The 9040-nt window shown below is 67.7% G+C and carries 10 protein-coding genes, 1 other RNA gene and 1 pseudogene; 9 read left to right on the top strand and 3 right to left on the bottom strand.

Going from position 1 to position 9040, the window contains the following annotated elements:
* The first annotated feature begins 1 nt into the window (after position 1).
* Positions 2 to 1210: a bifunctional RNase H/acid phosphatase gene (locus B118_RS0116005; RefSeq protein WP_026185775.1), complete on the top strand. Its 1209-nt coding sequence runs from the start codon at positions 2 to 4 to the stop codon at positions 1208 to 1210.
* A 68-nt stretch (positions 1211 to 1278) separates the two neighbouring features.
* Here B118_RS0116005 and B118_RS0116010 read toward each other — a convergent pair whose 3' ends face one another.
* Positions 1279 to 2040 carry a sulfite exporter TauE/SafE family protein gene (locus B118_RS0116010; protein WP_028193022.1) on the bottom strand — a complete coding sequence of 254 codons (762 nt, stop codon included), beginning with the start codon at positions 2038 to 2040 and terminating at the stop codon, positions 1279 to 1281.
* Between the two features lie 134 nt (positions 2041 to 2174).
* On the opposite strand from B118_RS0116010, the gene rnpB reads away from it, so the two are divergent.
* Both rnpB and B118_RS0116015 read left to right on the top strand, forming a co-directional pair.
* An RNA gene (gene rnpB / locus B118_RS29565) (RNase P RNA component class A) lies at positions 2175 to 2589 on the top strand.
* 365 nt (positions 2590 to 2954) lie between these two features.
* Positions 2955 to 3983: a CehA/McbA family metallohydrolase gene (locus B118_RS0116015; RefSeq protein WP_080645117.1), complete on the top strand. Its 1029-nt coding sequence runs from the start codon at positions 2955 to 2957 to the stop codon at positions 3981 to 3983.
* On the opposite strand, the gene B118_RS0116020 is transcribed toward B118_RS0116015, so the two are convergent.
* A complete protein-coding gene (locus B118_RS0116020; RefSeq protein ID WP_027658193.1) occupies positions 3964 to 4260 on the bottom strand; it encodes a hypothetical protein in 297 nt (98 codons plus the stop codon). The two genes, B118_RS0116015 and B118_RS0116020, sit on opposite strands and share 20 nt — an antisense overlap.
* Positions 4261 to 4485: 225 nt before the next feature.
* On the bottom strand, positions 4486 to 4680 hold the full coding sequence (locus B118_RS0116025) for a hypothetical protein (RefSeq protein WP_018223125.1): 195 nt from the start codon (positions 4678 to 4680) through the stop codon (positions 4486 to 4488).
* A 190-nt stretch (positions 4681 to 4870) separates the two neighbouring features.
* Between B118_RS0116025 and B118_RS0116030 the strand changes: the two genes are divergently transcribed.
* The 6 genes and pseudogenes from B118_RS0116030 to B118_RS0116055 all read left to right on the top strand — a co-directional run.
* A complete protein-coding gene (locus B118_RS0116030; RefSeq protein WP_080645116.1) occupies positions 4871 to 5152 on the top strand; it encodes a hypothetical protein in 282 nt (93 codons plus the stop codon).
* 537 nt (positions 5153 to 5689) lie between these two features.
* Positions 5690 to 6040, top strand: a complete 351-nt coding sequence (locus B118_RS28370) for a hypothetical protein (protein WP_033660581.1) — start codon at positions 5690 to 5692, stop codon at positions 6038 to 6040.
* A 334-nt stretch (positions 6041 to 6374) separates the two neighbouring features.
* A complete protein-coding gene (locus tag B118_RS28375; protein ID WP_272945097.1) occupies positions 6375 to 6866 on the top strand; it encodes a tyrosine-type recombinase/integrase in 492 nt (163 codons plus the stop codon).
* 97 nt (positions 6867 to 6963) lie between these two features.
* Positions 6964 to 7542, top strand: coding sequence for a helix-turn-helix domain-containing protein (locus B118_RS0116045; protein ID WP_238323931.1), 579 nt, complete (start codon positions 6964 to 6966; stop codon positions 7540 to 7542).
* Positions 7543 to 7562: 20 nt separating this feature from the next.
* Positions 7563 to 8093 carry a DUF6036 family nucleotidyltransferase gene (locus B118_RS0116050; protein ID WP_232430571.1) on the top strand — a complete coding sequence of 177 codons (531 nt, stop codon included), beginning with the start codon at positions 7563 to 7565 and terminating at the stop codon, positions 8091 to 8093.
* Between the two features lie 710 nt (positions 8094 to 8803).
* Positions 8804 to 9040, top strand: a pseudogene (locus B118_RS0116055) (hypothetical protein); the annotation flags it as partial.

Here is a 9040-nt window from a genome sequence, read left to right on the forward strand (position 1 = left end):
CGTGGCGCCGCGCGTGGTCGTCGTCGAGGCCGACGGCGGATCTCGGGGGAACCCCGGTCCGGCCGGATACGGCGCGGTGCTCCGTGACCCCGGCACCGGCGAGGTGCTCGCCGAACGCTCAGCGGCGATCGGCACCGCCACCAACAACGTCGCCGAGTACCGGGGCCTGATCGCCGGCCTGGAGGCCGCAGCGGAGCTGGGGGCCGCCGAGGTGGAAGCCCGGTTGGACTCCAAGCTCGTGGTCGAGCAGATGTGCGGCCGGTGGCAGATCAAAAATCCCGGCCTGCGTCCGCTCGCCGCGCAGGCAGCCGGGCTGGTCGGTCAATTCGCCGCCGTCCGGTTCACCTGGATTCCGCGGAACCGCAACCGGCACGCCGACGCGCTGGCCAACGCCGCCATGGACGCCGCCGCCGGAGCACCAGCCCAGCCAGCGAACCGGGTAGTCGAGGAACCACGGCCGGTGGCCGCCGTCGACTCGCCCGCCCGCGCGGCGGCTCGCGAGGCCGCGGCCCGCGCCGCCACCGCCCGTACCAGCGGCACCGACCCGGCCACCGCCCCCGCCTCCTGGGAGCCGCGGCCCAGCTTCACCGCGACCCGGCTGGTTCTCGTGCGGCACGGGGCGACCGAGTACACCGAACAGCGCCGCTACTCCGGCCGGGTGGACGTGCCCCTCTCCGACCACGGTCGGGCCCAGGCCGAAGCCACCGCCGACCGGGTGGCCGCGCTGGCCCCGTCGGCCGCGGCCGTGGTCAGCTCCCCACTGAGCCGGTGTCGGGACACCGCCGAGGCCATCGCCGCGGCGCTCGGGGGAAAGCCGGTCCGCGACAACAACGACCTCGTCGAGTGTGACTTCGGGGCCTGGGACGGCCGCACCTTCGCAGAGGTGCGGGAGCGCTGGGCCGGCGAGATGGACGCCTGGCTCGCCGCCACGACGGTCGCGCCGCCCGGCGGAGAGTCATTCGCCGAAGTCGCCACGCGCAGCCGGCGGGCGGTTGATGAGCTGCGGAAGGCCTACCCGGGGGAGACCGTCGTGGTGGTCTCGCACGTCTCGCCGATCAAACTGATCCTGCGGGAGGCTCTCGGCGGCGGAGACACGCTGCTGCATCGGCTGTTCCTCGATGCGGCCGGCATCTCCGTGGTGGACCTGTGGCCCGACGGCGGAGTGGCCGTCCGCTCCGTCAACGACACCGCTCACCTCCCGTCCAGCTGATCGACCCGGCTGCTGGCCCCCTCAGCCTCCGGCCCCCAGCCGGCTGGTCTGTTCAGCTTCCGGTTCGTTCAGCTTCCGGTCCGCCAGAGCAGGTACAGGCCGATGATTGTCCCGAAGGCCACGATCACCGTTCTGAGCACCATCGGTGGCAGCCGGGGGAGCAGCCGCGCGCCCGCGTACCCACCCACCAGCGTCGCCGGTGCGACCACGGCAACCGCCGCCCAGTTCACCGGCCCGAACAGCGCGAACACCACCAGCGTGGTGAGTCCGACCACCGCCGAGAGTAGGTTCTTGACGGCGCTGACCCGGACCAGCGACGCGTCCAGCATCAGCGCCAGGCCCGCCACCAACATCACCCCCAGCGCCGCGCCGAAGTATCCGCCGTACACCGCGGCGAGCGCGACCATGGCCTGCACCGAGACGCTACGGTGCCGCCTCGACCGGTCACGGGGGTGTCCGACAAACCGGCGCAGCGGCCCCTGGAAGGCCAGCACCGCCGTCGCCCCGAGCACCAGAAACGGTACGATCAACTCGAACGCCCGGGCCGGCGTAGCCAACAGGAGCACGGTGCCGGCGACCGTACCGAGGACGGTGGTGGGCAGCAGAGCCAACAGCTCCCGACCACGCGGCAGCTCCGCGCGACTGCCCGCGACGCTCGCCGCGTACCCCGGGAAGGCCGACACCGAGTTGCTCACGTTCGCCGATACCGGTGGCAACCCGGCGGCGATCATCGCCGGAAAGGTGATCAGCGAACCCCCACCGGCTACCGCGTTGAGCATGCCGGCGGCGAGGCCGGCGGGGACGAGCAGCGCGGCGTCGGCGATGTGCATGGTGAGGCAGGTTAGTACGCCGTGGTGCCCCGTCCACCCCGCAGGACCGGTCCGACGCGTTGGCGGGTGCTGGTGTGGTGGTTGGGGCGGAAATGGGTGCGGCGACAGGGTCGTTAGGATAGGTGCGCGACGGACGAGTCGACCGGGCGGTCGCGTCGGAGGGCTCCGGCCCGCCGTCGAGGAACGTCCGGACTCCACAGGGCAGGGTGGTTGCTAACGGCAACCCGGGGTGACCCGCGGGACAGTGCCACAGAAAACAGACCGCCGTCTCCGGACGGGGACGGTAAGGGTGAAACGGTGGGGTAAGAGCCCACCAGCACCCCGGGTGACCGGGGTGGCTCGGTAAACCCCACCCGGAGCAAGGCCAAGAAGGGGCGTCATCAGCTGAGACGACGACCCGCGCAGGCGATCGAGGGCGGCCCGCCCGATGTCTGCGGGTAGGCCGCTGGAGCCTGTCGGTGACGGCAGGCCGAGATGGATGACCGCCGCCGGCGCGTGCCCTCGGGTCCGCGTCGCGCACAGAATCCGGCGTACAGGTCGACTCGTCCGTCGCCCACCAGCTCAGAGACCCGATCAAGGCTCTGAGCTGGCTCTATATCCGGGCATCAATGGTCGTCCTCGGTCAAGATTGGCCAGCTTTTGACGGCCTGACGACGGCCTGACGGCCTGGAGACGGCCTGATCTTGGAGGCGGCGAGGCTCACCTGTGATCACGCATTTCGATCTATGGTGCCGATTGTCCGGTCCACGTAAACCTGGCCAGCCGGCAAGGTGGTGGCCAGCGCCAGGACAGGTTGGAGTGGACAGGCGGACTGTGATCGTCCGGTGCTAGCTGGCCGATTATTGGAGCCTGCGGTGCCGATCCAGCCGGATCTTGTGACTCGTTGTCTGCGGGTGGTGAGTACCCTGCCGGGCATGACTACGGATGACGACATGGCGGAGCGGGTTCCGCAGTCGTGGTTCCCACCGGGGCGGGTGACCGGTCGGGGGCGCGGCTGGTACCGAGGTGACTGCCATGTGCATTCGGCGCGCTCGAATGGTGGAGAGCTGACGCCGGAGCAGCTCGCGGCCGGTGCCCGTAAGGTCAGACTGGACTTCATCGCCATTACCGAGCACAACACGTCCGACACGCATGGCGTCTGGGGTCCACTCGCCGGTGACGATCTGCTGGTGATGCTCGGCCAGGAGGTCACCACCTGGACCGGGCACTGGCTGGCGCTTGGCATCGACCCGGGACAGGTGGTCGACTGGCGGTACGGCATTCGCGACGATGCGATCGACCGACATGTGGACCAGGTGCATCAAGCCGGTGGGCTGTGCGTAGCGGCCCACCCGCACGCGCCGTATCCCTCTGGCGTTTTCATGTACCCGTTCCACGGGTTTGACGTGGTAGAGGTGTGGAACGGGCTGTGGAGTTCGGACCTGCCCTGGAACGCTAACAATGAGGCGGCACTGGCCGAATGGGGTCGCAGCCTGGCTGACGACATCCGAGGTGGGCGATGGCGGCCAGCGCTGGGCAACAGCGACGCGCATCTGGAGGGCCAGATCGGTGTACCGCACACAGTCGTGTTGGCCGAGGAGCTGAGCACTGAGGCGGTCCTCGCCGGCATCCGGGCCGGCCGGAGCTGGATCGCCGAATCAGCCGCCATTGAGCTGTCGCTCACCGCCGCTGCTGGTGATCGTAGCGCCGGGATCGGTCAGCGGCTGAAGACCTGCGACGAGCCGGTTGTAGCACGGGTGGACGTAAGCGGCGTGCCATCCGGCATCGTCAGCTTCCACACCGATCGAGGCACGGTGCACCGCGAATCCTTGCCGAGCGACGGATCCGGTGCCGTGGAATGGCGCACCAGCGAGGCAGAATCGGCGTTCGTCCGCGTCGAGCTACGCCACCTCGGAGGGCACATGGCGGCGCTCACCAACCCCGTCATTTTGGCCGGTCTCTGAGGCGCTGCGTTCTCCGATCGAAGTCCAGCAGCATCAGGTGGTCCCGTTCAAGCCAGGACTCGTACCCGACATGCCGGCCGGTCGTCGACGACCACCACAAGCCCGGAAAGTGCCGCTGCCGCTTGTGCGACGAGAATGTTCGTACAGGCTTGACCTGCTCGAACCTCACTCCAGCAGAGTTGATCAAGGAAGCGTGGGCCTCCGCTCCCTCGCCGACGAAGCCGACCTCAAACTCAGCCGTCAGCGGACCACCCAGGCCCTGCACCGCGCGCAGCACCCTAGCACCGTACCGGCTGGCCACCTTCAGCCGGACGTGGCCACGTCGTTGGCCATCCTCAAGCGGACTGGCCAACTTCGAGCGGACCGGACACCGATCATTCGGATGTCGCTGGTGTCGTCGGTCTCTACTCCGCCGCGAGGTGTGCGAGGCGGTTAGGGGGAGATCATCTCCCGTCATTCCAGAGCCAGGCATGTGCTGCCGTGTCGCCCCGTATGCGCTGAGCTACTGCTCGTCGGTTCGCTGGGTCGGCCGCTTCTCGGCGATCCACGCCACTACCGCATCCCGCTCCCAGATCCGCCCAGTCGCCAAGGTGTCCAGCGGTGCCGGGAATCCGGGGCGCGCCACGATCTCCGAGGCACGCTGCCGGCTGACACCGCCCAACAGTTGTTGGATTTCCGACATGCCCGCGAGCCGCATAAATCCGACCGTACGGACTTGCCGAGTAGCAACCCCGTCAAGTTGACGGGCTTGACACCTGCTAGGTGGACGCTAGCCGCTGTGCCGGTGGTGGAGGACCCGAACCCGCCGCCGGTACGGCGAACGCCCTGCCCGGTCGGTAACCTCCGAACCCTGCCGGGCAGGGCATCCTTCAAGAAGAGGAGCCCGTATGCCTGCCGAGGAGCACGGCCGCACATGGCTGCAACCACGCCCGCCGGAGCCTGGCCACGAAGTGTGGATCACCCGTAACGCCTCGGTGCAGTTCGCGCGGCAGCCGAGCTTCGTGTTCCGGGTGATCTCGGTGTGTCCGCAGCCCACGTACCCGGGCTGGGTGTGGCTGACCGGCTACCAGCTCGACGGCCAGGGCCACGCTGTCGCCCGCCAGGAGATCTACGTCCGGCTCGCCGGTCTACGTCGGGCTTCTCGCTCTGACGCGCGGCTAAGGTCGTAGTCGGCCGCGTGTCACGAGCCCGGTGCCCCGCGGCCGCCGCCACAGTGGCGCAGTTGACCTCAACCGCACCCAACGACGGGCCCGGCCCCTGGAGGGTTTACCCGGTCCACGACGGCCACCGCCTCCCTCCCAGATGCCAGGTTTTGACCCAACCGAACCGCAGTTCCCACCGGGCACGGGGGGTATCGACCCGCGCACGGCGGACGCCGTCCCCTTGCCAGGTTTCTTGCGGGTGTTGCGCTGGCGCGTGATTTTCGGCATGGACTGGTGGGAGCGTTCCACGGACGAGTCTCAAATGGCGGCTGTCAAGCGGGCTGTGTGGTTGGGCAGGTTTCCTCAGTCGGCAGGCGTGTTTCTGCCCGGGGTTCTCGGTCGGGTTAAGGCTCGCCGGAGGCGACCGCGTAGCAGCTTTGACCTGGCCGGGGTTCTCGGGCAGCCCTTGTGGTACCCGAGCGAGGAGACCTGTCGCCGTCTCCGAGGAGGGTGGGGGTGCGGGGGCAACGCCCCGCTGAGGGTGGGTGGAGGGATGATCCGTTCGTGAAGAGTCTTACTGAACTCGCTCTAGATCTCTGTCTTGACCCTCAATATCCGGAGCGACCGGGTGGTCACCTCAACGAGGCCGCTCGGGACTTCATCGAGGTGCTGACCTTCGCAGACGCTGACGCGATCATGGCGATGATCAACGAGACGATCCCGGACCTCACCGGGGATCTTCCGGTATGGGCGCGGAACCTCGCCTATCGTCTGGCATGCCTTCAGCGGCCCCACGATGCTGAAGTGCTTCGTGCGGCGGGCGTGGACCTCTACTCCCACGGGCCGGACTGGGACGATCACGCCGAAGAACTTGGGCGTCAAGCCGACGAGATGGACACCTCGTTCCCGAGCTGACCTTCGCCGGCTACGACAGTGTCCGATCTGGGGAACGTGCGCGGGTTCAGCTGGGGCTGTGACTGCGGCTGGAGTTGGAAGCAGTGGTTGTCGCGCAGCAGGGCCCACAGCCGCTTCCGGCGGAGCGGACGGCTGGCCACAGGCGGTCACTCTCCCAGCGGTAGCCGGATGCGGTGGCGTAGGCCGGGTGGCCGGCTGTCGCTGCTGGTGCGCCGCGTGCGCCGGGACGTGACCGGCCGCCAGGCCGCACGCGCGGCCCGGCGCTGACGCGGCGGCGGGCCGAAGGCCCGCCCTTGATTCGGGCTGGGTCCATGTGGTTCGGCAGCTCAAGCTCGTGCGGTCGCGTCTGGTCTTTGGGCTACCGAAGAATGATCGGGACCGGCGTATCCCGTTGCCTGTGACGGTGGTGGACGCTCTGCGGGAGCACCTCGCCTGGTGCAAGCCAGTAGAACTTACCCTGCCGTGGGAGGATCCATTCAGTGACGAACGGGTCACTGTGCCACTCGTGTTGACCACTCCGCGTAAGGGTGCGATCAATCGAGGCACTTTCGATGCCAAGGCTTGGAAGCCTGCGGTGACTGCCGTAGGGCTCGTGCCGACCAGGGCGACGGGCATGCACGCGCTACGCCACTTCTATGCCTCGGCCTTGCTCGATGCGGGGGAGAGCATCAAGGCGTTGGCGGCGTACCTCGGCCACGCTGACCCCGGCTTCACGCTTCGGGTCTACACGCACCTCATGCCGACGAGTGAGGAGCGCACCCGCCGGGCGATTGATGACCTGTTCGAGGGCACCCGCGTCGGTCCTGACGGCCTGGTGACGGCCTGAACGTGGTAGTGGCAAGTGTTCGCGCAGGTCAGGGTGCGTTTCAAGGGGAGAATCCGGCGTACAGGTCGACTCGTCCGTCGCCCACCAGGTCAGAGCCGTGATCAAGGCTCTGAGCAGCGCATGCTCTATCGAGTTGCGTTTTTGGCGTTTCTGGCCGATGCTGGCAAGTATGGCGACGGTGGGTGGGGAACTACTAAGCACTGGTCAGGCGGCCAAGCTGCTGGGTTCTTCGCGCCAGCAGGTGGTCAACCTGTGCGAGCGTGGTGATCTGCCGTTCGTGCGGGTGGGTGCGCACCGCAAGGTCCGACGGGAGCACGTCGAGGCGCTGTTGCGCCCCAGACAGCCGCTGACCCGTGATCAGCTCAAGTCGCTGTGGCTGCACCAAGCCGTGGCAGGCGGCCTGGTCGCCGATCCGGATGGCGTGCTGAGTAAGGCTGGGGAGAATCTCGATCGGCTCCTTCGGCAGCACCGGGGGACCATGGCCGAGGTCTGGTTGAGGCGCTGGCAAGACAAGATCAACGAAGGAGTTGGCTCCGTTCTTCGGGTGTTGACATCGGAAGATCCGGAGGCTGTCGAGATGCGGCAGAATTCGCCCTTCGCTGGTGTGCTCTCGCAGGCGCAGCGCGGGAAGGTTCTGGAGTCCTTCAAGCGCCGGGGCTGGGAGCGGGCAGCGTGAGGCGTGCAGAGTTGGAGCACGTGCTGAGATCGACGGGTCGGATTGTCGTTGATCGGAACGTCCTCATCGTCGGCAGTCAGTCGGTGCTGGGGACGATTCCAGATGATGATCTGCCGTTGGAAGCCACTGCCTCAATGGAGGTAGACGTGGCGTTCTTCGACGATCCCGACGATCAGAAGGCCGACCAGGTTGACGCTTTCATCGGGGAATTTTCGCCGTTCCACGAGACCTTTGGCTATTACGCCCAGGGTGTGAGTGTGTCGACTGCTGTGCTGCCCGAGGGCTGGCGCGATCGGTTGGTGCTGGTGGAGTCGGAGAACACCCAGCCGGGACGTGGCTATGCGCTGGACCCGCACGACTGCGTGGTGTCGAAGCTTGTGGCCGGCAGGGAGAAGGACGCCCTTTTCGCTGACGCGCTGCTCCGGGCGGGCTTGGTCCGGCCGGATACGGTCGCCGAGCGGATTGAACTCCTGGTTGACGTGCATCCTCTGGTGATGAAGCGCCTGAGGGGTTGGATCGCCACTTATCTGCCGAAGTCTCACATCGGCTGAGGCAGGCCGACGGGCAGCGTCCTGGCGGCCTGCAACGGCTGTTGCCACGTTTCACTCCTGGTCAGCCGCGGCGCGAGGATTTGATCCCGGCTTATAGGAGCTCCGCCAACAACGCCCGGATCTGCGGCTCCACCGCGCCCAGATCGAACCCTTCACCGCCCCGCTGATAACGGGGCGGCTCATGACTGGCCAAGGCCTTATGCGCCGTATGCCGCGGGACGCCCAGCCGGCGACAGAACGCCCGGAACCACGGTCACTTTTAAGTGGAGCCGACAGCGCGGTCTCCGGTAGCAGAACACTGCGCTGTCCAGCTCCGCCGCGGAGGAGAGGGCGTTGTGACGGTATGATGCCATTTGCCGTTGGTATTCGGGGAATGCCGGTTTGGGGTGTGGTCGGGGGCACGGTGGTGGCGGAATCCCGGCCGCCGTCAGGGCGTTACACCATGCGTACGGCCGTGGAGGTGCCCCGCGTGGGCGGGTGACACCGGGTGTGGGTCGCCGGGAATGACGGTGGCCGGCCGGTCGTTACATCTGGACCCGGCGCCGTGCGTGTCCCCCTTGTGAGACCCGCGGTCGCCGAACCCCCCTTTTTCTTCTCTGTTTTGTTGAGCGCCGGACGGTGCTTGCACCCGCCCCTTTGCCGCTTGAAGGCCCCCTTTTTCCTTCGGGCGTGCGTGTGGGTGTCGACCCCCGAATGGAGCAACCCTCATGATGAACACGATTCTGCGTCGTAGCGTCCTTGGTATCGCTGGTCTGGCCCTGTCCACCGGTGTCGTCGCCGGCCCCCTGGCCACCCTCACCGACACCACCCCGGCCGCTGCGGCCGTTCAGGTCGCGAAGCCGGACATGGACACGCTGATCCCGCACGGCACCCAGGGCAAGCAGTCACGCATCGACCTGGGCGACGAGCAGGTCGCCAACGTCAAGGCCATCATCGAGGCCACCAAG

The organism is Salinispora pacifica CNR114 (assembly GCF_000514775.1).
Taxonomy (GTDB): domain Bacteria; phylum Actinomycetota; class Actinomycetes; order Mycobacteriales; family Micromonosporaceae; genus Micromonospora; species Micromonospora pacifica.